Raw genomic sequence first — 21,142 nt, 5'->3', positions numbered from 1 at the left:
CGGGTCCTCCTCGAAGGCCGGGCGGGCTACTTGCGGACGGTGTCCTGCAAGTTGAGGTCGTCGATCTTGTCCTGGATCTCGGCGAGCCTGCCCGGGCAGTACACCGAGAGCACGATCGCCTCGGCCCGCACCGCGTCGCGGTCGGACAGCACCGGCCGTTGGCCCGGCCCGTCGGCGCCGTTGGACATGCCGGACGTCCACTGCGCCTGGGTCAGGGCGTTCGACGGGTTCGCGCAGACGGCGCCGCCGTCCTCGCCCAGGGTGTGCACGATCTGGTCCCGCGCGGGCACCGGATAGCCGGCCGAACCCAGCGCCCGGGCGAGCTGCCCGGCCTTGCGGTCGGCCTGGTCGGTGGCGTGCAGTTGGGTGAACGAGAGCAGGCCGGTGATCAGCATCGCGACCAGCAGCCCGATCGCCCCGAGATAGATCCAGCGGTGCCGGGAGGCCATCAGGCTGGCGGTCATGCCGCACCGCCCGCGGCGCCGCGCAGCTCGGCCGACTCCTGCGCGGCCAGCTCCGCCGCCGCCTCCGGGGAGCGCCAGCCGGGCTTGCGCAGCCGTAGGAACAGGTACGGGACCAGCAGGCCGAGGACCAACAGGCCGCCGCCGACGATCCCGATGTACGTCCAGACGCTGCCGCTGCCGAACTGGGACGACGGTACGAAGCCGATCGCCATCGCGCACGCCGAGGCGAGCAGCCCGACCACGCAGATCGGCACCAGCGCCGGGGCCCGGTAGCCCCGCGGGTGGTCCGGCCGGGTGCGCCGCAGCCGGATCGCGGCGGTGAACATCAGCAGGTAGACGATCAGGTACACCTGCGTGGTGATCACCGAGAAGATCCAGTACGCGCTGGAGACGTTCGGGATCAGCGCGTACAGCAGGGCGATCGCCGTGGTGACCACGCCCTGGGCGACCAGCAGGTTCTGCTGGACGCCCTCCCGGTTCAGCCTCTGCAGGAACGGCGGCAGGTAGCCCTCCTGCCGGGAGATCATCAACAGGCCCTTGGACGGCCCGGCCAGCCAGGTCAGCATGCCGCCGAGCGAGGCCGCGATCAGCGCCACCGCGATCACCGGGGTGAGCCAGCCGATGTCGAAGTACTGGAAGAAGGCGTCGAAGGCCTGCATCACGCCGGCCGTCAGGCTCAGCTCGCTGGACGGCACCACCCAACTGATCGCCAGCGCCGGCAGGATGAAGATCAGCAGCACCATCGCCGACGCGGTGAACATCGAGCGCGGGAACTCCCGCGCCGGATTGCGCAGCGAGGAGACGTGCACCGCGTTCATCTCCATGCCGGAGTAGCTGAGGAAGTTGTTGACGATCAGCACCAGGCTGGCCAGGCCGGCCCACTGCGGCAGCAGGTGCGCGGAGTCCATCGGCGCGGCGGAGCCGTTGCCCTGGCCGAGGAAGACGAAGCCGAGCACCACCAGCAGTGTGCCGGGGATCAGCGTGCCGATCACCAGGCCCATCGAGGACAGGCCGGCCACGGCCTTCGTCCCGCGCGAGGAGACCCAGACGCCGGTCCAGTACAGCACCATGATCACCACGGCGGTGTACGGGCCGTTGCTGGCCAGCCTCGGGTTCACCACGTACGCGATCGTCGATGCCACGTACGCCAGCAGTGACGGGTAGTAGAAGATCGTCATCGCGAACTGGCACCAGACGGCGAGGAAGCCCAGCGGCTTCGACAGGCCCTCCGAGACCCAGCGGTAGACGCCGCCCTCCCAGCCGGACGCCAGCTCGGCGGAGACCAGCGCGGTCGGCAGCAGGAACACCAGCGCCGGGACGAGGTAGAGGAAGACGCAGGCCAGGCCGTAGACGGCCATGGTCGGGGCGGAGCGCAGACTGGCCACCGAACTCGTGGTCATCAGGGCGAGCGTCAGCCAGGACATCCGGGGTGCGGTGACCACCCGGGCGGCCACCGCGCCGGTCCGCTCGCGGGTGGTCGGGCCGTCGGGGCTCCTCGGGCCGTCGGGGCTCCTCCGGTCACCGGGGCCTCCCCGGCCGCCGGGGTCGCCCTGGTCACCGGGGCTGCTCGGGTCACCGGACCTGCTGGGACCGTCGGGGGCGGCGGCCTCGCCGGGGCCGCCCCGGCCGGGCGAGGGCGCGTCCGTGGAACCCATCTGTCCTCCTCCGGTACGGCCCCGGCCGGCTGCGCGACGTCCGGGCGCGCGGCGCCGCGGGCGCGGACGCCGCCCGGGAGGGGCCCCGGGGCGGGCCGTACCCGGCCAGTTCACCCGGTTGCCGAGGCCGCCGCATGCGGCGTGCACCCGCGCGGGTGAGCGACTGTCAGGGGCGGGCCGCCGGATCCTGCGGCGCCGGCCAGGCGGCGCGGCGCAGCGTACGGCTCGCGGTCGCGGGCAGCAGGGCGGCCGCGAGCAGGACGCTGATCGCGGCCAGCGCGACGGCGGGGGAGAGGTGGTCCAGCAGCAGGCCGCTGCCGAGCGTCCCGGCCGGCATGCCCGCGGTCAGCAGCGTCATGGTCGCCGCGATCACCCGGCCGCGGAGCTCGTCCGGCACCTGCTGGAACACCAGCAGGTCCAGCATCACCCGCAGGGCCGGAACGCCGATCCCCACCACGAACAGCGCGGCGAACACGGTGGCCACCCCGCCCGGCAGCAGCGGCGCCAGCGTCACCGGCACGGCGGTCCAGGCCACCACCAGCAGCAGGACGCCCGGCCCGGCCAACCGGTGCAGCCGGGACACCAGGACCGCTCCGGCCAGCGCCCCCACCGCCTCGCCGGCCAGCGCCAGGCCGATCCCGGCGCTGCTCGTGCCCCCGTCCCGCAGCAGCACCATCACCGGCAGCATCAGGGCCGTCCCGGCGAAGTTGACCACCAGCAGGACGGCCAGGGCGGAGCGCAGCAGGGGGGCGGCGGCGAGCAGGCGGAACCCGGCCAGGGCGCCGCCGGACTCGGGGGCCGGTTCCGTGCCGCCCGGTTCGCGGTTCGGCTGTGTGGCGGTTTCGCCGCTCGGCTGTGCGTCGGCGGGGCGGCCGGGGAAGCGCACCACGAGCGCGGCCACCAGCGCGAGCAGGGAGGCGAGCGCGGTGCCGAGGAACGGCACCGCGCTGCCGAGCCCGTACAGGAAGCCGGCCAGCGGCGGACCGGCCAGCGAGGCCCCGGTCATCCGGGCCTCGTCCTGGGCGAGTGCCTGCGGCAGCTGCTCCGGCGCCACCACCGAGCGCAGCGCCAGCAGCCGGATCGGGCCGCTGTACGCGATGGTCGCCCCTACGGCGGCGGCGACGAGCAGCAGGTGGGCCAGGGTCAGCCGGTCGAAGGCCATGGCCACCGGGACGGTCGCCGTGACGAGCAGCCGGGCGGCGTCGGAGGCGATCAGCACCCGGCGGCGGTCGAGGCGGTCGGCGACCACGCCGCCGTGGACGCCCAGCAGCAGGGTCGTGATCATCTGTACGGCCCCGAAGGCCCCGGCGGCGGTGGAGGAACCGGTGAGCGCGAGGACCAGCAGCGGGAAGGCGGTGTCGCCGACCCGCATGCCGAGCGTCGCGGCGGCCTGGCCGGCCCAGAGCGCCTGGAAGCGGAAGTTCCGTCGCAGCGGGACGGGCGGCGTGGCCGCCGCGGCCTTCGCCGCCGCCTCTCCTGCCCCCGCCGCCTCTCCTACCCCCGCCGCCTCTCCTGCCCCCGCCGCCTCTCCTGCCCCCGCCGCCGTCTCTCCTGCCCCCGCTGCCGTCCTCGACTCGTCAGCCGCCGTTCTGTTCCCCGCCATGGCCCACCCCGCTGTTCGCGCTTCCGACATCATTCACGTTGTCGTGAATGATGTCGGAAGCATGATTGGTTGCGCAAGGGTGAGCGCTCACCAGAGCGTGATTGCGTGCGGCGCGGCCGATCTGCCAAGGTGGTGCCCGTGGCCGAGCACGATCTGGAACCCGCCGACGGCGGCGAGCAACCCACCACCTGGGTCAAGGAACGCCAGGTGGCCGACGTCGCCGTGCTCAAGGCGCTGGCCGACCCGCTGCGGCTGGCCATCCTCGGCGCCCTGAAGTCCGGCGAGGAGCGCCCGCTCACCGCCAAGGAGATCGCCGCCGCGCTCGGCGAACCGCAGACCAAGCTCTACCGCCACATCAAGCAGTTGGAGAAGGCGGGGCTGGTCATCGTGGCCGGCACCCGGCTGGTCTCCGGGATCGTCGAGAGCCGCTACGCCGCCGCCCAGGAGTCGATCCGGCTCGCCCCGGAGATGTTCACCGCGGACTCCCCGGGCCGCTCCGAGGCGTACGACGCCATCCTGGCCGCCATGGACCGGGTCCGCGGCGACTTCCGCGCCCAGGTCCTCGGCGGGCGGCTGGACTTCAGCTCGCCCCGGGACGGATCGGTCGGGCCGCCCGGACTGTTCGTGCACTCGACGCTGCGGCTCAGCCCGGACCGGCTGATCCGGCTGCGGACCCAACTCGCCGCAGTCATCGACGAGCTGAACGAGGAAGCGCCCAGCACGGCCGAGGACGCGGTGGACGTGACGGTCTTCACCCTGCTCTACGGACTCCAGCCGGGCACGGAATCATAAACTCCGCGCCGACTGTCGGTGCGGTGGGACACGATGACCGGCATGTCCTATGAACTCCAGGCCCTGATAGGAACATTCGAGCTGTTGGCGGTGGCCGCGGCGGAAACCTCGACGGCCCGGGTGGTGCCACTGGCGCAGGGTCTGGCCCTGATACCGGTCACCCCCGCGGTGCTCTCCGCCCTCCAGACCGACGACGGCTCGACGAAGCCCGCCGAGGGGGCCGGCTTCGGCTGGCACCCGGGCGGCTTCGAACTCCGGCTGGCCGCCTGGTCCAAGGCCGGCCCGATCGCCTGCGTCGAGGCCGAGTACTTCGGCGGCAGCGGCACCCAGCGCGCCGCCGTCTGGGAGGACGGCCGGATCGTCCTCGGACCGCTCACCAAGGGAGAGTTCGAACCCTTCCCGCCCGAGGGCTCCCCGATCTCCCGCGCCCTGCGGCGGATCGGCGCCCGCACCGAGGCCGGCCGGGTGGACGAGTTCGAGTCCGTCGGCCTGTCCGCCCACCGCGGCACCAGCGGCTGGGCAGCCGCCGACTGACCCGTCGACGACTGAGGTGCCGACGACTGAGATGCCGTCGGATGACTCGCCGTCGGGCGGCCCATCGCCGGATGGCTCATCGTCGGCCGGCCGTCGCGCGTCGTTCGGCGTAGCTGCGGTGGCTGCGTCAGGAATGCTGCCCCACCGTGTGAAGCGGGCGATCCCGCCCGACTCGCACTTGAGAGGGAGCAGTACCCATGCGTGCCACCCGGATGGTCGCCGCGCTGATCGCGGCCCTCGCACTGACCGTGGTCACCACGGCGTCCGCCGCCGGCCACGAAGCCGAGGCCCCGCGCACCACCCTCGCCTCCGTCCCGAACCCCGCCGCCATCCCGGCGCCCGCCGACGTGGTGGCCGCCGCCCCGCTCCTGCCCGCGGACCTGGCACTGCCGACCGTTCCGGTGCCCGTCGTCCCGGCCCTGCCCGCGACCCCGGACCCGAGTGCGGCCCTCGGGGCTCTCGGCGACGTCATCAACCAGATCGCCGGCCTACTCTCGGAGGCCACGTCCACCACCCCCGACCCCGCGGCCGTCCAACAGCTCGTCGCCACCCTGCAGAGCCTGATCGCCCAGCTCCCGGCCGCCCCGGCGGTGACCGCCCCGACCCTGTCCAAGACCTCCGGCCCGGCCACCCTGCTGGACCAGCTCGCCACCCTGCGCGCCCAGGCCCAAGCCCTCGCCACGGCCACCCACCCCCGCCCCGCCGCCGGCTGACCCCACCCACGCGAAAGGCCCCGCCCCCTGGAGCTCAAGCTCCCGGGAGCGGGGCCCTGCCGCACAACCCTCCGGGGGTCAGCGGTAGTTCACGTACTGGATCGCGAAGTCCAGGTCCTTGCCCTTGAGCAGTGCCTGTACGGTCTGCAGGTCGTCGCGGCTCTTCGAGCTGACCCGCAGCTCGTCGCCCTGGACCTGCGCCTTGACGCCCTTCGGGCCCTCGTCGCGGATGATCTTCGCGACCTTCTTGGCATCCTCCGTGGAGATGCCCTCCTTGATGTCCGCGAAGATCTTGTACTCCTTGCCGGACAGCTGCGGCTCGCCGGCGTCCAGGGCCTTGAGCGACAGTCCGCGCTTGATGAACTTGCCCTGTAGGACGTCCAGGATGGCCTTCACGCGCTCCTCGCCGTTGGCCTTCATCTCGATCTTCTCGCCGGAGCGGCTGATCTCGCCGCCGACGCCCTTGAAGTCGAAACGGGTGGCGATCTCACGGGAGGTCTGGTTGATCGCGTTGTCGACCTCCTGCCACTCGACCTTCGAGACGATGTCGAAACTGGAGTCGGCCATGGGTGTTGGTCTCCTTGATGTTCTGGCTTCACTGGCACGGCCTGCCCCACCGGGCGTCCGCCTCCCCAGCCTATCCAGCGGTACCCCGCCCCCGCCCCCGACAGCCACGCCGTGGCCCTTGATCATCACGTGACCTATCGAGTGGCGGAGCACCCCCTGGCATCAGGTATTGTTTACGACGTCGAACGGGGCGGACGCCCCGGGGGACAAGATCCTGGCTGGTTGCCCGAGCGGCCAAAGGGAGCAGACTGTAAATCTGCCGCGTAAGCTACGCAGGTTCGAACCCTGCACCAGCCACAGGACAGAGAACGGCCCCCGATCTGCGGAGACGCGGATCGGGGGCCGTTGTCGTTTTCCCGCCGCGTGATCGTCGCGTGGGCGCCGCGGCGCTGCCGTGCCGGCGGCGAGGACACTTATTGCGCATTGCTTGCAATTACGGTCAGCAGGCAGCAGAGTGGGTGCGGGGGTGGGTGGGGCCGTTCAGCGTGATTGTGGTGGTGTCCCGGGTGTGCGTAGGGCGCGCCGGGGGTTCTTCGCAAGAGCTGGTCGTCTTCCCAACCGGCGCCCGCCGGGACAGCGGCCCACCCATCCCCGCCACCCCCCCCGCCATGAGCTCTCCCGCGGTGCGTCAAGGGCCCGTCAATGGTTCCTGGGACGGCGTCAGGAACGCGTAGGGGTCGGGGGGAGGGCGGGGGTGCGGCCCGCAGGATCGGAGGAACAACCGATCGCGGAGGTTCCGTCCGATGCCCAGCGCCATCACCACCCAGGCCGTCACGGCCGAACCCGAACCGCCGGACACCGGCGCGGGCGACGAGCGGCACCGGCTGAGTGCGCTGGGCGGTCTGGCGGCGCTGTCGTTGGACGCCATGGCCTCGGTCGCGTACGGGCCGGAGTCGATCGTGCTGGTGCTGGCCGCGGCCGGGGCGTACGGGCTGGGCTTCACACTGCCGGTGACGGTGGCGATCGCGGTGCTGCTGGGCGTGCTGGTGGCGTCGTACCGGCAGGTGATCGCGGCGTTCCCGGACGGCGGCGGCTCGTACGCGGTGGCGAAGGAGCACCTGGGCCGACGGACGGCGCTGACCGCGGCCGCCTCGCTGGTGATCGACTACATCCTGAACGTGGCGGTCTCGGTGACCGCGGGGGTGGCGGCGCTGACCTCGGCGGTGCCGAGCCTGTACGACGACCGGGTCTGGCTGTGCCTGGGCGTGCTGGCCCTGGTGACGGCGGTGAACCTGCGCGGGATCGCCGAGTCGGCGCGCTGGTTCATGGCGCCGACGGCCGTCTTCGTGGTGTCGATCCTGGCGATCATCGTGGTCGGCCTGTTCCGGGACGGCCCGGCGAGCACCGCGGCCGCCGCGGGCCACGCCTCGACGCTGGCCGAGAACGCCACGACCGTCGGCGCGCTGCTGCTGCTCAAGGCGTTCGCGGCCGGGTGCTCGGCGCTGACCGGGGTGGAGGCGGTGGCGAACGCCGTCCCGTCGTTCCGGACCCCGCGGGTGAAGCGGGCGCAGCACACCGAGGTGGTGCTCGGCGCCCTGCTCGGCGTGATGCTGATCGGGCTGGCCGTGCTGATCGGCCGTTTCCACCTCCAGCCGGTGGAGGGCGTCACGGTGCTGGCCCAGCTCGCCGACGCCTCGCTCGGCCACGGCGCCGCCTTCTACGTCGTCCAGTTCGCCACCGTGGTGCTGCTCGGGCTGGCCGCGAACACCTCCTTCGGCGGGCTGCCGGTGCTGCTGCACCTGCTCGCCCGGGACAACCACCTGCCGCACGTGTTCGCGCTGCGGGCCGACCGCCAGGTGCACCGGCACGGGGTGCTGTTCCTCGCCCTGGTGTCGGCGGCGCTGCTGGTCGGCTCGGGCGGGGACGTGAACAGCCTGGTGCCGCTGTTCTCGATCGGCGTGTTCGTCGGGTTCACGATCTGTCAGGTCGGCATGGTCCGGCACTGGTCCGTGCACCGGCCGGCCGGCTGGGTGCGGAAGGCCGTGCTGAACGGGTTCGGCGCGCTGCTCACCGGGGTCGCGACGGTGGTGGTGACCGGCACCAAGTTCACCGAGGGCGCCTGGGGCATCGTGGTGGCGCTGCCGCTGCTGGTGGTGCTGTTCGAGGCGGTGCACCGCAGCTACGGGCTGATCGGGGAGCGGCTGGAGCTGGGCCGGGTGCCGGGCGCGGTGACCCGCCAGCGCAGCCTGGTGGTCGTGCCGGTGACGGCCATCACCCGGCTCACCCGGGACGGCCTGTCGGCGGCGCTGTCGCTCGGGGACGAGGTGCTGGCGGTGACGGTGGTGCACGAGCAGGCCGAGGCGGAGGCGCTGCGGCGGGACTGGGAGCTGTGGCAGCCGGGCGTGCCGCTGGTGGAGATCCCGGAGGACCGCCGCCGGCTGGGCCAGCCGATCGCCGCGTTCGTGAACCGGCTCGGCGAGGAGCACGCCTACGACCGGCTGACGGTGCTGATCCCGGAGGTGGAGCCGGCCCGCTGGTGGCAGCGGGCGCTGCAGAACCGGCGCGGCGCCGTGATCGACCGCGCGCTGCGCCGGCACACCGACGCGGTGGTCTGCCGGCTGCGGATGCGGATGTGACCCGGGCCGCCACCGCTGAGGTGCTGGGCGTCCACAGCCTGGACGCCCGATAACAACCCGGTATCTTGACGCGGTCTTAACGGGGCGGCCCTGACGCCCTCGATACGCCCGGCACGTGCCCGCCCGCAGTGGCCCTGACCTGCGGGAAGTCCATGAGGGCGGGACGTGCCGGGCCGGCGCCGCAACGGATTCCGTCGTGTCCGACCGAACTTACGCTCGCCAACGTGTTCAACGTGCCCCAGGCGCTCAAGCGCCTCGTCATCGGCCGGGCCATGCGCAGCGAGGAGCTCGGCGAGACGCTGCTGCCCAAGCGGCTGGCGCTGCCGATCTTCGCCTCCGACCCGCTCTCCTCGGTCGCCTACGCGACCCAGGAGATCCTGCTGGTGCTCACCGTCGGTGGCGCCGCCTTCCTCTACCTGACCCCGTGGGTCGCGGCCGGCGTGGTCGCGCTGATGGCGGTCGTGGTGATGTCCTACCGCCAGGTGGTGCACGCCTACCCGAGCGGCGGCGGCTCGTACGAGGTGGTGTCCCGCAACCTCGGCGCCAACTCCGGTCTGGTGGTGGCCGCCTCGCTGCTGGTCGACTACGTGATGACGGTCGCGGTGTCGGTGGCCTCCGGGGTGGACAACATCATCTCGGCGCTGCCCTCGCTGGCCGGTCACCGGGTCTGGCTGGCGCTGGGCTTCGTGCTGCTGCTGATGGCGGTGAACCTGCGCGGCGTCCGGGAGTCCGGCAAGGCCTTCGCCGCGCCGACGTACCTGTTCATCGGCGGCATCCTGCTGATGGTGGTCACCGGGCTGGTCCGGGTCGCGCTCGGCGACGCGCCGGTGGCGTCCAGCGCCTCGTACGGGATCCTCCCGGAGGACGGCAAGGACACGGTGGCCGGCCTCGGCCTGCTGATGCTGGGCCTGCGGGCGTTCGCCTCCGGCTGTACGGCGCTGACCGGGGTGGAGGCGATCTCCAACGGAGTCCCGGCCTTCCGGGCGCCGAAGGCGAGGAACGCCGCGCGCACCATGGCCGTGATGGGCACCACGGCCGTGGTGATGTTCGCCGGCATCACCGCCCTCGCGCTGATCGCCAAGGTGCACATCACCGAGGGCGGCGCCTGCCGGCTGTCCGGCTTCCCCGGCGACTGCGCGAGCACGCCCCAGCAGACCGTGATCGCCCAGCTCGCGGCGGCGATCTTCGGCGGCGACCACAGCGTGCTGTTCTACGCGATCCAGGCGGTCACCGCGTTGGTGCTGATCCTGGCCGCCAACACCGCCTTCAACGGCTTCCCGCTGCTGGCCTCGATCCTGGCCGAGCACCGCTACCTGCCCCGGCAGATGCACACCCGCGGGGACCGGCTGGCCTTCTCCAACGGCATCATCGCGCTCGCGGTGGTGGCCGGCGGGCTGCTCTGGCTGTACGACGCGAACGTCACCAGCCTGATCCACCTGTACATCCTGGGCGTCTTCACCTCCTTCACGCTGTCCCAGATCGGCATGGTCCGGCACTGGAACCGGGCGCTGGCCACCGAGACCGACCCGGCGGTGCGCCGCTCGGCGCTGCGCTCCCGGGTGATCAACGCCTTCGGCGCGGTCGTCACCGCGCTGGTGCTGGTGATCGTGCTGCTCACCAAGTTCACCCAGGGCGCCTGGCTGGCCGTGGTCGCCGCGCTGGTGCTGTGGCTGATGATGCGCGGCATCCGCCGGCACTACGACGGCGTCGCCGCCGAGCTGGCGGTGGACGACCCGGAGGCCGAGTCGGCGCGGCCCGCCCGGGTGCACGGGATCGTGCTGGTGTCCAAGCTGCACAAGCCGACGCTGCGGGCGCTCGGCTACGCGGAGGCGTTCCGGCCGGACTCGCTGGAGGCGCTGACCGTGGCGGTGGAGCCGGAGGCGACCGGCGAGTTGGAGCGGCAGTGGACGGAGGCCGGCGTCCGGGTGCCGCTGAAGGTGCTGGACTCGCCGTACCGGGAGATCACCAAGCCGGTGCTGGCGTACGTGCGGGAGCACCGCCGGGACAGCCCCCGGGAGGCGGTCGCCGTGTTCATCCCGGAGTACGTGGTCGGCCACTGGTGGGAGCACCTGCTGCACAACCAGTCGGCGCTGTGGCTGAAGAGCCGGCTGCTGTTCACGGCGGGCGTGATGGTGATCAGCGTGCCGTGGCAGCTGACCTCCTCCGGGCGCGCGGGCGGTCCGTCGCGCCGGGCGCCCGGCGCGGTGCGCCGGGGCGAGCCGGCCCCGGGGAGCGGGTACGAGCGGCTCCCGGCGCCGGAGAAGGTCTGACCGGAGCAGTAGCCGGCCCCCCGGGCCTCCGTCGGCCCCGCCCGCACGAAGCCCGTACCAACCCGCACCCCCACCCGTACGGAAGCCCCGGAATCCCGGGGCTTCCGGCGTTCCGGCGCCGGGCCGATCACGGCCTGATGACGACGGTCACGGCCCGGTGAAGCGGGCGTCAAGGTCGCGTCAACGTCCCGCAGTCACCCGTATGGAGGGCGTCAGGGAGCCATAACGCGCCTCTGACGGCTGCTTTGCTGCATCTGCCGGTCGTCCGCCGGCGCCGCGCGAAGCCCCCGGCCCGCCCGCGGCAGTCTCCCGAACCGCTCTGGTGGAGCCCATGTCCGATCTCATCTACGTCGGTGTCACGGTCGCCGTGTTCGCCGTCATCGCCCTGATCGCGCGGGGGGTGGAGAAGCTGTGAGCGCGGAGAACATCGCAGGTCTGATCGTGGCCGTCGCGCTCGTCGGCTATCTCGTCGTGGCGCTGATCTTCCCGGAGAAGTTCTGACATGGGATCCACTCTCGCGGGCTGGCTGCAGGCCCTGGCCCTGGTCGGGGCACTGGCCCTGTGCTACCGCCCCCTTGGCGACTACATCGCCAAGCTCCTCACCACCACCAAGCACCTCAGAGTCGAGCGCGGCATCTACAAGGTGATCGGCGTCGACGGCGACGCCGATCAGCGCTGGCCGGTGTACCTCCGCTCGGTGCTGGCCTTCTCGGCCGTCTCCGTCCTCTTCCTCTACGGCCTGATCCGCCTCCAGGGCTACCTGCTGCTGAACCTGGGCGTTCCGCAGATGGAGGGCCACCAGGCCTGGAACACCGCGATCTCGTTCGTCGCCAACACCAACTGGCAGTCCTACGCCGGTGAGTCCGCGATGGGCCACCTGGCGCAGATGGCGGGCCTGGCGGTGCAGAACTTCGTCTCCGCGGCCGTCGGCATCGCCGTCGTCGGCGCGCTGATCCGGGGCTTCACCCGCAACCGGACCGACCGGGTCGGCAACTTCTGGGTGGACCTCACCCGGATCAACCTGCGCCTGCTGCTGCCGATCTCGATCGTCTTCGCCCTGGTCCTGGCCGCCTCCGGCGTGATCCAGAACTTCCACGGCTTCCACGAGGTGGCCACGCTCAGCGGCGAGGTGCAGAAGATCCCGGGCGGCCCGGTGGCCTCCCAGGAGGTCATCAAGCTGCTCGGCACCAACGGCGGCGGCTTCTTCAACGCCAACTCCGCGCACCCGTTCGAGAACCCGACCGGCTTCTCCAACCTGGTCGAGATCTTCCTGATCCTGCTGATCCCGTTCGCGCTGCCGCGGGCCTTCGGTCGGATGGTGGGGGACAACCGCCAGGGCTACGCGATCCTCGCCGTGATGGGCCTGTTCTGGGTCGCCTCGGTCGCCCTGCTCACCTTCGCCGAGTCGCAGCACCAGGGCACCGCCCTCCAGGCCGCGGGCGCCGCGATGGAGGGCAAGGAGCAGCGCTTCGGCATCGCCGCCTCCGGCCTGTTCGCCGCCTCGACCACGCTGACCTCGACCGGCGCGGTGAACTCCTTCCACGACTCGTACACGCCGTTCGGCGGCGGGCTGACGGTCTTCAACATGATGCTGGGCGAGATCGCGCCCGGCGGTGTGGGCTCCGGCCTGTACGGCATGCTCGTGCTGGCGATCGTCGCGGTGTTCGTCGCCGGTCTGATGGTCGGCCGCACCCCCGAGTACCTGGGCAAGAAGCTCGGCGGCCGGGAGATGAAGTTCGCCTCGCTGTACATCCTCACCACGCCGACCCTGGTGCTGGTCGGCACGGGCCTGGCGATGGCCCTGCCGGGGGAGCGGGCCGGGATGCTCAACTCGGGCGCCCACGGCTTCTCCGAGGTGCTGTACGCCTTCACCTCGGCCGCCAACAACAACGGCTCGGCCTTCGGCGGCATCACCGTCAACACCGACTGGTACGACACGGCGCTCGGCCTGGCGATGATCTTCGGCCGCCTCCTGCCGATCGTCTTCGTCCTGGCGCTGTCCGGTTCGCTCGCCCAGCAGCAGCCGGTCCCGGCCACCCCGGGCACCCTGCCCACCCACAAGCCGCTGTTCGTGGGCCTGCTGTCGGGCGTCATCCTGATCGTCGTCGGCCTCACCTACTTCCCGGCCCTGGCTCTCGGGCCGATCGCGGAAGGTCTCTCCTGATGTCCACCCCTACGCTCAACCCCGCACCGGCCGACAAGGCTGAGCCCGCCGCGCAGCACAGAGTGGCCAGCGGCCTGCTCGACCCGAAGCTGATCGTCGCGTCCCTGCCGGACGCGGTGAAGAAGCTCGACCCCCGGGTGATGGTCAAGAACCCGGTCATGTTCGTGGTCGAGGTCGGCTCGGTGGTCACCACCGTCTCCGCGATCGCCAGCCCGTCCGTGTTCGCCTGGGCCATCACCGTCTGGCTCTGGCTCACCACGATCTTCGCCAACCTGGCCGAGGCCGTCGCCGAGGGCCGCGGCAAGGCCCAGGCCGACACCCTGCGCAAGACCAAGACCGAGAGCGTCGCCCGCCGGCTCACCGACTGGCCCGCCACGCAGGCCGAGGAGGAGGTGCCGGGCACCGCGCTGCGGCTCGGCGACCACGTGGTGGTCGAGGCCGGTCAGATCATCCCCGGCGACGGCGACGTCGTCGAGGGCGTCGCGAGCGTCGACGAGTCGGCGATCACCGGCGAGTCCGCGCCGGTCATCCGCGAGTCCGGCGGTGACCGCTCGGCGGTGACCGGCGGCACCAAGGTGCTGTCCGACCGGATCGTGGTGAAGATCGCCTCGGAGCCCGGCAAGTCGTTCATCGACCGGATGATCGCCCTGGTCGAGGGCGCCGCCCGGCAGAAGACGCCGAACGAGATCGCGCTGAACATCCTGCTCGCCTCGCTGACCATCGTCTTCCTGGTCGCCGTGGTGACCCTGCAGCCGATGGCCACCTACGCGGGCGCGCCGCAGTCGATGATCGTCCTGGTCGCCCTGATCGTGGCGCTCATCCCGACCACCATCGGCGCGCTGCTCTCCGCGATCGGCATCGCCGGCATGGACCGGCTGGTGCAGCGCAACGTGCTGGCGATGTCCGGCCGGGCCGTCGAGGCGGCCGGCGACGTCAACACCCTGCTGCTGGACAAGACCGGCACCATCACCCTGGGCAACCGCCAGGCCGCCGAGTTCCTGCCCGCCCCGGGCGTGTCCACCGAGGAACTGGCCAGCGCCGCGCAGCTGTCCTCCCTCGCGGACGAGACCCCGGAGGGCCGCTCGATCGTGGTCCTCGCCAAGACCGAGTACGGCCTGCGGGCCCGCGCCCAGGGCGAGCTGACGCACGCCACCTGGGTCCCGTTCACCGCCCAGACCCGGATGTCCGGCGTCGACCTGGACGAGGCCGAGGCGGTCCACCAGGTCCGCAAGGGCGCGGCCGGCGCGGTCACCAACTGGGTGACCGAGAACGGCGGTTCGGTCGGCAACGAGGTCTCCGCCCTGGTCGACGGGATCTCCGCGGCCGGCGGCACCCCGCTGGTGGTGGCCACCAAGGTCGGCGCCAAGCCGGCCCGCGTCCTCGGGGTGATCCACCTCAAGGACGTGGTCAAGGAGGGCATGCGGGAGCGCTTCGACGAGCTCCGCCGGATGGGCATCAAGACCATCATGATCACGGGCGACAACCCGCTGACCGCCAAGGCGATCGCGGAGGAGGCGGGCGTGGACGACTTCCTCGCCGAGGCCACCCCCGAGGACAAGATGGCGCTGATCAAGAAGGAGCAGGAGGGCGGCAAGCTGGTCGCGATGACCGGCGACGGCACCAACGACGCCCCCGCGCTCGCCCAGGCCGACGTCGGCGTGGCCATGAACACCGGGACCATGGCGGCCAAGGAGGCCGGCAACATGGTCGACCTGGACTCCAACCCGACCAAGCTGATCGAGATCGTCGAGATCGGCAAGCAGCTGCTGATCACCCGTGGCGCGCTGACCACCTTCTCGATCGCCAACGACGTGGCCAAGTACTTCGCGATCATCCCCGCGATGTTCGCCGGGGTCTACCCGGGCCTGAGCCACCTCAACATCATGGGCCTGCACAGCCCGCAGTCCGCGATCACCTCGGCGATCATCTTCAACGCCCTGGTCATCATCGGCCTGATCCCGCTCGCCCTGCGCGGCGTGCGCTACCGCCCGTCCGACGCCAGCTCCCTGCTGCGCCGCAACATCGGGGTCTACGGCTTCGGCGGTCTGGTGGTGCCGTTCGTCGGCATCAAGCTGATCGACCTGATCGTCCAGTTCATCCCCGGCCTGAGCTGAGAGAGGAGAATCCGATGTCCAAGCCCCTGCCGACGACCGTCCGCACCCACTTCACCGCACTGCGGGCGCTGCTGGTGCTCACCGCGATCCTCGGGATCGCCTACCCGCTGCTGGTCACCGGGATCAGCCAGGTCGCCTTCACCGAGAAGGCCAACGGCTCGCTCGTGAAGTCCGACGGCAAGGAGGTCGGTTCCAGCCTGATCGGCCAGAACTTCAACCTCCCGAAGAAGAACCCCGACGACCCGAAGGAGGAGGCGCAGCCGGACCCGAAGTGGTTCCAGCCCCGCCCCTCCGCGGCCGGGACCGGCTACGACTCGTCCTCGTCCGGCGCCTCCAACCTCGGCCCGAACAGTGACGACCTGCTGAAGGCCGTCAACGACCGCCGCGCCGCCGCCGCCGAGTTCGACGGCGTCGCCCCGGAGAGCGTCCCGGCCGACGCGCTGACCGCCTCCGGCTCCGGCCTCGACCCGTACATCTCGGTCGCCTACGCCGAGGAGCAGGTGAACCGGGTCGCCAAGACCCGGAACCTGTCGGCGGACGCGGTGCACAAGCTGGTCGAGAAGTACACCGAAGGCCGCTCGCTCGGCTTCCTCGGGCAGGAGGGCGTCAACGTCCTCCTGCTGAACCGGGCACTCGCGGAACAGAAGTGACCGGCGGAACAGGAATGACCGGCGGAGCAGAAGTGACAGGTCAACGGCTGGATCCGTGAAACAGGCCGACCCGGGCCGGGGCACCACCCCCGCGCCCGGGTCGGCCGCCGTACGTCCCGACCCCGGCCCGAGGACGCCCTGGCGGCAGCCCTCGCAGGAACGAAAGAGCAGTGCCCATGGCCCGCGACCTCACCCCCGGCACCGGCGTCCGCAAGGGCCGGCTGAGGGTGTACCTCGGTTCCGCCCCGGGGGTCGGCAAGACCTACCGGATGCTGGACGAGGCCCGGCGCAGACAGGAGCGCGGGGCCGACGTCGCGGTCGGGTACATCGAGTGCCACGGCCGCCGCCACACCGAGGGCATGCTGGACGGCCTGGAGGTCCTGCCGCGTGTCCAACGCTCCTACCGCGACGCCGAGTTCGACGAGATGGACCTCGACGCGGTGCTCACCCGCCGTCCGTCCGTCGTGCTGGTCGACGAACTGGCGCACACCAACATCCCCGGCGGCCGCCACGCCAAGCGCTGGCAGGACGTCGAGGAACTGCTGGCCGCCGGGATCGACGTCATCACCACCGTCAACATCCAGCACCTGGAATCGCTGAACGACGTCGTCCAGAAGATCACCGGCATCCCGCAGCGCGAGACCGTCCCGGACGAGGTGGTCCGCCGGGCCGACCAGATCGAACTCGTCGACATGGCCCCGCAGGCGCTGCGCCGCCGGATGGCCCACGGCAACGTCTACAGGGCGGAGAAGGTGGACGCCGCGCTCTCCAACTACTTCCGGGTCGGCAACCTCACCGCCCTGCGCGAACTCGCCCTGCTCTGGGTGGCCGGGCGGGTCGACGAGGGCCTGCGCGACTACCGGGCCAGCCACAACATCGACCGCGTCTGGGAGACCCGCGAACGCGTCGTGGTCGCCCTCACCGGCGGCCCCGAGGGCGAGACCCTGATCCGCCGCGCCGCCCGGATCGCCGACCGCACCGCCGGCGGCGACCTGCTGGCCGTCCACGTCACCCGCAGCGACGGCCTGGCCGGCGCCTCCTCCGGCGCGCTCGCCCAGCAGCGCCAGCTGGTCGAGACCCTCGGCGGCAGCTACCACGTGGTGGTCGGCGACGACATCCCCACCGCGCTGCTCACCTTCGCCCGCGCCCACGACGCCACCCAGCTGGTGCTCGGCACCAGCCGCCGCGGCCGGATCAACCGCTTCCTCACCGGACCCGGCATCGGCGAGACCACCGTGGACGACTCCGAGGACATCGACGTCCACATGGTCACCCACGAGTTCACCGGCCGCGGCCGGCTGCCCTCGCTCGGCCGCCGCCACTCCAAGCGCCGCACCATCGCCGGCTACGCGGCCGGCCTCGTGGTGCCCTGGCTGCTGACCGCGGTCCTGTCCCAGGCGCACGAGAGCATCAACCTCACCACCGACGCGCTGATCTTCCAGCTCGGCGTGGTCATCGTCGCCCTGCTCGGCGGCGCCACCTCCGCCCTGCTGGCCTCGGTCACCGCCTCGCTGCTGCTCAACTACTACTTCATCCCGCCGATACACGCCCTGACCATCGGCGAGACCAACAACATCGTCGCCCTGGTCGTCTTCGCCACCGTCGCGCTCGCCGTCGCCACCATCGTCGACCACGCCAGCCGGCTCACCAGTCGCGCCGCCCGGGCCACCGCCGAGGCCGAGACCCTCTCCACCCTGGCCGGCAGCGTGCTGCGCGGCGCCGACGCCCTGTCCGCCCTGATGGAGAAGTCCCGGACGGCCTTCGGCATGCAGGCCGTCGCCCTGCTCTCCCGGGTCGACGACGAGGTGCTCGCCCACTCCGAGGCCGAGCACCAGGACGACCCCGACGGGCAGAGCGAGACCACCGAGGTGCCGGTCGGCGCGGACGCCGTCCTGGTCCTCACCGGCCGCCGGCTGCCGGCCGCCGACCAGCGCGTCCTCACCGCCTTCGCCGCGCACGTCGCCGTCGCCCTGGAACGCGACCGGCTCGCCGTGGTCGCCGCCGAGGTCGAGCCGATCAAGGCCGCCGACCGGATGCGCACCGCCCTGCTCGCCGCCGTCAGCCACGACCTGCGCACCCCGCTCGCCGCCGCGCTCGCCTCGGTCGGCTCGCTGCGCAGCCCCGACGTCGAGTTCTCGCCCGAGGACCAGGCCGAACTGCTCGCCACCGCCGACGAGTCGCTGGTCAAGCTCACCCGCCTGGTCGACAACCTGCTCGACATGAGCCGCCTCCAGGCCGGCGCGCTCACCCTGCACCTCGCCGAGACCCACCTCGACGAGATCCTGCCCCGGGCGCTCGACAGCCTCCCCGACCCGTACGCCCCGATCCAGCCGCTCGACCTGGACACCGCGCCGCCGGTGCTCGCCGACCCGCCGCTGCTGGAGCGGGTGCTCGCCAACGTGATCACCAACGCGCTGCGCTACAACGCGCCCGGCGCGCCCGTCCTGGTCACCGCCAGCCACCACGCCGACCAGGTCGAGATCCGGGTGATCGACCGCGGCCCCGGCATCGCCCCCGAGGAGCGCGACCGGGTCTTCCTGCCCTTCCAGCGCCTCGGCGACACCGACAACACCACCGGTGTCGGCCTCGGCCTCGCGCTCTCCCGCGGTCTGGCCGAGGCCATGGGCGGAAGCCTGGAGGTCGAGGACACCCCCGGGGGCGGCACCACCATGCTGCTCACCCTGCCCGCCGCCACTCGGGAGGAGCCCGTTCATGAGTGGACGAACTGAACGAACCGCGGAAAGGCGCGTGTCCCGCGAAGTGACCGCCGGGCGGAGCGAGGTGGCCGCATGAGCGAGATCCTGATCGTCGACGACGAACCGGCCCTGCTGCGCACGCTGCGGATCAACCTCAGCGCCCGGCAGTACGCCGTGCGGACGGCCGCCAGCGGTGGCGAGGCGCTGGACCGCGCCGCGCACTCCGCCCCGGACGCCGTGCTGCTCGACCTCGGCCTGCCGGACCTGGACGGCATGGACGTGCTGCGCGGCCTGCGCACCCGCAGCGCGATGCCGATCATCGTGCTCTCCGGCCGGTCCGGTGCCGCCGACAAGGTGGGCGCCCTCGACGCGGGCGCCGACGACTACCTCACCAAGCCGTTCCTGATGGAGGAACTGCTGGCCCGGCTGCGCGCCGTGCTGCGCCGGCCGCTGGGCGGTGCCCCGCTGGGGCGGCCGGTGATAGGCGACCACACCGTCGACCTGACGGCCACCACGGTGACCGGCCCGCGGGGCCCGGTGCGGCTCACCCCGACCGAGTGGCGGATCCTCGCCCTGCTGGTGGCCAACCCGGGCCGGCTGGTGCCCGGGCGGCAGATCCTGCGCGAGGTGTGGGGACCGGCCCAGGAGGCGCGCGGCAACTACCTGCGGGTCTACCTGGCCGGGCTGCGGCGCAAGTTGGAGCGCGACCCGGGCCGCCCGCGGCACCTGATCACCGAACCGGGGATCGGGTACCGGTACGAGCCCTGAACGCCGCCCCGGCAGCCGCCGCGTCAACGACCCGTCAAGAGCGGGCCGGAGACCGACAGGGGAGCGTCAAGGCAGGCCCGGAGCGGTGTTCCGTGGGCGTAGCGTCAGTGCTGACCGAGCGGGCCCGGCTCCAATGTGGGGGAGGCCCGGGACCGCTCCAGCCGCCGTCGAACGGCGGCCAGCAGGTGGGGGAGGGGCGCGCGACATCCGTCGCGCGCCCCTTGAACTTTCTGGGGGGGGGGCTGTTCAGCCCCCGCCGGTGCTCCCGGACTGCCGGGGCAGCGCCAGCGCCACGGTGTCCGCGAACTCCCGCACCGCGCTCGTCCGGCTGACCACCCGGCCGCTGTGCACCACCAGCCGGCTGTGGCCGCCCGCGAGCGCCCCCGCCAGGCTGTCCCCGCGCACCGCCAGCAGCTCCGCCGGGAACCCGGCGTCCACCCGGACCGGCGGCAGCCCGAGCACCGCCCGGGCCTGGTTCGCCACCGCGTCGTACGCCGCCTCCAGGCCCAGCTCCCCGCCGGCCGCCAGCAGGTACGCCGACTCCAGCGGATCCGCCCGGCCGACCGGGTTGGACTGGTCCCGCAGCGCGCCGCTGCCGGCCGCCAACGGCACCCGGGCCTCCGTCAACTCCCGCAGCAGGCCCGGCCGCAGCCCCGGCGACCGGCCCTCCAGCCCGGTGCAGCCGCCGTTCTGTGGCAGGCAGACCACCCGCACCCCGCCGGTCGCCAGCACCGTGGACGCGCCCCGGGCCAGCGCCCCGCACGGCCCGAGCGTCACCCGCGGCCGCAGCGGGGCCAACGCGCCGACCAGCCGGGAGAGTTGGGCCGGATCGCCGGCCGTGGTGTGCAGGTCCACCGAGCAGTCCGCCTCCCGGGCGGCCTCCAGCAGCACCTGGACGTACCCGGCCGGATCCGGGTCCAGCTCCGGGCAGCCGCCGGCCGCGGTGGCGCCCAGCTTGAGCGCCTCGCGCAGTTGTGCCCGGCCGTCGGCGCCGGCCCGGCCGGTGAGCAGCCGGGGCATCGCCACCGCCTGGAGTTCGGCCAGGCCGCGCAGCGCCTGCCGGGCGGTGAGCACCGCCTCCAGCCGGCGCAGCCCGTGCACGTCGCCGATCCGGACGTGGGTGCGCTGGGCGGTGGCGCCGTAGCCGAGCGAGGCGAGCGCGGCCTCGGTGACCCGCCGGGTGAGGTCGGAGGGGCTCTCCGGCGGCGGGGCGGACAGGGCGGCGGAGAAGGCGGTGTCGTAGTGGGCGTGCGCCTCGGCGGGGGCCGGCAGCAGCAGGTAGCCCTTGAGGTCGATCCTGGCGCCGGTGGTGATCGTGGGCGCGCCGGGCAGGGCGGGCAGCGGGCCGAGGCTGCCGACGGTGCCGACGGCCTGGATCCGGTCGCCGCTGATCCGGACGTCCACCACCCGCCCGTCGGCCAGCCGGGCGCCGGTGAGCAGGAGGACCGGTCCGTGCCCGAGCGGGTTGGCTGTCGGGCCGGAGCCGGAGTGCGGTCCGTCGGCGGCTGCGCTGTCCATCGCAGGCTCCTTCCCGCGCTGGCCCGTCCGGTCGGCCGGACCGTCCTGATCCCGGGTC

General features: G+C 72.6%; 16 protein-coding genes and 1 tRNA gene. 12 read left to right on the top strand and 5 right to left on the bottom strand.

Annotated elements, in window-relative coordinates:
• Positions 1 to 26: 26 nt before the first annotated feature.
• From ACIOGZ_RS14975 to ACIOGZ_RS14965, 3 genes are all read right to left on the bottom strand, one after another.
• Positions 27 to 464 (bottom strand): hypothetical protein, encoded by a 438-nt coding sequence (locus tag ACIOGZ_RS14975; RefSeq protein ID WP_400986102.1) that lies wholly within the window; start codon positions 462 to 464, stop codon positions 27 to 29.
• The gene (locus ACIOGZ_RS14970; RefSeq protein ID WP_400986138.1) at positions 461 to 1,888 is read right to left on the bottom strand and encodes an APC family permease; all 1,428 of its coding nucleotides are present in this window, start codon (positions 1,886 to 1,888) and stop codon (positions 461 to 463) included. The genes ACIOGZ_RS14975 and ACIOGZ_RS14970 overlap by 4 nt, the downstream gene beginning before the upstream one ends.
• A 397-nt stretch (positions 1,889 to 2,285) precedes the next feature.
• Positions 2,286 to 3,722 (bottom strand): MFS transporter, encoded by a 1,437-nt coding sequence (locus tag ACIOGZ_RS14965; protein WP_400986100.1) that lies wholly within the window; start codon positions 3,720 to 3,722, stop codon positions 2,286 to 2,288.
• Between the two features lie 138 nt (positions 3,723 to 3,860).
• Between ACIOGZ_RS14965 and ACIOGZ_RS14960 the strand changes: the two genes are divergently transcribed.
• The 3 genes from ACIOGZ_RS14960 (at position 3,861) to ACIOGZ_RS14950 (ending at position 5,761) form a co-directional block, all read left to right on the top strand.
• Positions 3,861 to 4,514: a helix-turn-helix domain-containing protein gene (locus ACIOGZ_RS14960; RefSeq protein WP_363579986.1), complete on the top strand. Its 654-nt coding sequence runs from the start codon at positions 3,861 to 3,863 to the stop codon at positions 4,512 to 4,514.
• Positions 4,515 to 4,556: 42 nt separating this feature from the next.
• A complete protein-coding gene (locus ACIOGZ_RS14955) occupies positions 4,557 to 5,048 on the top strand; it encodes a hypothetical protein (protein ID WP_363579988.1) in 492 nt (163 codons plus the stop codon).
• Between the two features lie 197 nt (positions 5,049 to 5,245).
• Positions 5,246 to 5,761, top strand: a complete 516-nt coding sequence (locus ACIOGZ_RS14950; RefSeq protein ID WP_400986098.1) for a hypothetical protein — start codon at positions 5,246 to 5,248, stop codon at positions 5,759 to 5,761.
• A gap of 78 nt (positions 5,762 to 5,839) precedes the next feature.
• Here ACIOGZ_RS14950 and ACIOGZ_RS14945 read toward each other — a convergent pair whose 3' ends face one another.
• Entirely contained in the window at positions 5,840 to 6,328 is a 489-nt protein-coding gene (locus tag ACIOGZ_RS14945) for a YajQ family cyclic di-GMP-binding protein (RefSeq protein WP_063348915.1), read from the bottom strand.
• Between the two features lie 216 nt (positions 6,329 to 6,544).
• On the opposite strand from ACIOGZ_RS14945, the gene ACIOGZ_RS14940 reads away from it, so the two are divergent.
• The 9 genes from ACIOGZ_RS14940 (at position 6,545) to ACIOGZ_RS14900 (ending at position 19,566) form a co-directional block, all read left to right on the top strand.
• Positions 6,545 to 6,625, top strand: a tRNA-Tyr gene (locus ACIOGZ_RS14940).
• Positions 6,626 to 7,071: 446 nt separating this feature from the next.
• On the top strand, positions 7,072 to 8,904 hold the full coding sequence (locus tag ACIOGZ_RS14935; protein ID WP_363580034.1) for an APC family permease: 1,833 nt from the start codon (positions 7,072 to 7,074) through the stop codon (positions 8,902 to 8,904).
• A gap of 272 nt (positions 8,905 to 9,176) precedes the next feature.
• Positions 9,177 to 11,174, top strand: a complete 1,998-nt coding sequence (locus ACIOGZ_RS14930) for an APC family permease (RefSeq protein WP_363580293.1) — start codon at positions 9,177 to 9,179, stop codon at positions 11,172 to 11,174.
• A gap of 411 nt (positions 11,175 to 11,585) precedes the next feature.
• Positions 11,586 to 11,675 carry a K(+)-transporting ATPase subunit F gene (kdpF, locus tag ACIOGZ_RS14925; RefSeq protein WP_037971201.1) on the top strand — a complete coding sequence of 30 codons (90 nt, stop codon included), beginning with the start codon at positions 11,586 to 11,588 and terminating at the stop codon, positions 11,673 to 11,675.
• Position 11,676: 1 nt separating this feature from the next.
• A complete protein-coding gene (gene kdpA / locus ACIOGZ_RS14920; RefSeq protein WP_363580036.1) occupies positions 11,677 to 13,338 on the top strand; it encodes a potassium-transporting ATPase subunit KdpA in 1,662 nt (553 codons plus the stop codon).
• Entirely contained in the window at positions 13,338 to 15,452 is a 2,115-nt protein-coding gene (kdpB, locus tag ACIOGZ_RS14915) for a potassium-transporting ATPase subunit KdpB (RefSeq protein ID WP_363580038.1), read from the top strand. Before kdpA ends, kdpB begins: the two co-directional genes overlap by 1 nt.
• 14 nt (positions 15,453 to 15,466) lie before the next feature.
• Positions 15,467 to 16,102, top strand: coding sequence for a potassium-transporting ATPase subunit KdpC (gene kdpC, locus ACIOGZ_RS14910; RefSeq protein ID WP_363580040.1), 636 nt, complete (start codon positions 15,467 to 15,469; stop codon positions 16,100 to 16,102).
• A gap of 176 nt (positions 16,103 to 16,278) precedes the next feature.
• Positions 16,279 to 18,831: a sensor histidine kinase KdpD gene (locus ACIOGZ_RS14905; RefSeq protein ID WP_363580042.1), complete on the top strand. Its 2,553-nt coding sequence runs from the start codon at positions 16,279 to 16,281 to the stop codon at positions 18,829 to 18,831.
• Positions 18,832 to 18,891: 60 nt separating this feature from the next.
• Positions 18,892 to 19,566: a response regulator gene (locus tag ACIOGZ_RS14900; protein ID WP_363580044.1), complete on the top strand. Its 675-nt coding sequence runs from the start codon at positions 18,892 to 18,894 to the stop codon at positions 19,564 to 19,566.
• Positions 19,567 to 19,812: 246 nt separating this feature from the next.
• Here the strand turns inward: ACIOGZ_RS14900 and ACIOGZ_RS14895 are convergent, their stop codons facing one another.
• Positions 19,813 to 21,084: a hydrolase gene (locus ACIOGZ_RS14895; protein WP_363580045.1), complete on the bottom strand. Its 1,272-nt coding sequence runs from the start codon at positions 21,082 to 21,084 to the stop codon at positions 19,813 to 19,815.
• Positions 21,085 to 21,142: the final 58 nt, after the last annotated feature.

This window comes from Kitasatospora sp. NPDC088160 (genome assembly GCF_044741445.1).
Taxonomy (GTDB): Bacteria; Actinomycetota; Actinomycetes; order Streptomycetales; family Streptomycetaceae; genus Kitasatospora.
Note: the sequence above shows the minus strand (reverse complement) of the source record. Positions and strands in the feature narration are given on the sequence as shown.

Excerpts from the sequence above, each read along its gene's own strand:
- ACIOGZ_RS14975 (WP_400986102.1), bottom strand. The coding sequence starts at position 464 with ATGACCGCCAGCCTGATGGCCTCCCGGCACCGCTGGATCTATCTCGGG.
- ACIOGZ_RS14970 (WP_400986138.1), bottom strand. The coding sequence starts at position 1,888 with ATGTCCTGGCTGACGCTCGCCCTGATGACCACGAGTTCGGTGGCCAGT.
- ACIOGZ_RS14965 (WP_400986100.1), bottom strand. The coding sequence starts at position 3,722 with ATGGCGGGGAACAGAACGGCGGCTGACGAGTCGAGGACGGCAGCGGGG.
- ACIOGZ_RS14955 (WP_363579988.1), top strand. The coding sequence starts at position 4,557 with ATGTCCTATGAACTCCAGGCCCTGATAGGAACATTCGAGCTGTTGGCG.
- ACIOGZ_RS14950 (WP_400986098.1), top strand. The coding sequence starts at position 5,246 with ATGCGTGCCACCCGGATGGTCGCCGCGCTGATCGCGGCCCTCGCACTG.
- ACIOGZ_RS14945 (WP_063348915.1), bottom strand. The coding sequence starts at position 6,328 with ATGGCCGACTCCAGTTTCGACATCGTCTCGAAGGTCGAGTGGCAGGAG.
- ACIOGZ_RS14935 (WP_363580034.1), top strand. The coding sequence starts at position 7,072 with ATGCCCAGCGCCATCACCACCCAGGCCGTCACGGCCGAACCCGAACCG.
- ACIOGZ_RS14930 (WP_363580293.1), top strand. The coding sequence starts at position 9,177 with ATGCGCAGCGAGGAGCTCGGCGAGACGCTGCTGCCCAAGCGGCTGGCG.
- kdpA (WP_363580036.1), top strand. The coding sequence starts at position 11,677 with ATGGGATCCACTCTCGCGGGCTGGCTGCAGGCCCTGGCCCTGGTCGGG.
- kdpB (WP_363580038.1), top strand. The coding sequence starts at position 13,338 with ATGTCCACCCCTACGCTCAACCCCGCACCGGCCGACAAGGCTGAGCCC.
- kdpC (WP_363580040.1), top strand. The coding sequence starts at position 15,467 with ATGTCCAAGCCCCTGCCGACGACCGTCCGCACCCACTTCACCGCACTG.
- ACIOGZ_RS14905 (WP_363580042.1), top strand. The coding sequence starts at position 16,279 with ATGGCCCGCGACCTCACCCCCGGCACCGGCGTCCGCAAGGGCCGGCTG.
- ACIOGZ_RS14900 (WP_363580044.1), top strand. The coding sequence starts at position 18,892 with ATGAGCGAGATCCTGATCGTCGACGACGAACCGGCCCTGCTGCGCACG.
- ACIOGZ_RS14895 (WP_363580045.1), bottom strand. The coding sequence starts at position 21,084 with ATGGACAGCGCAGCCGCCGACGGACCGCACTCCGGCTCCGGCCCGACA.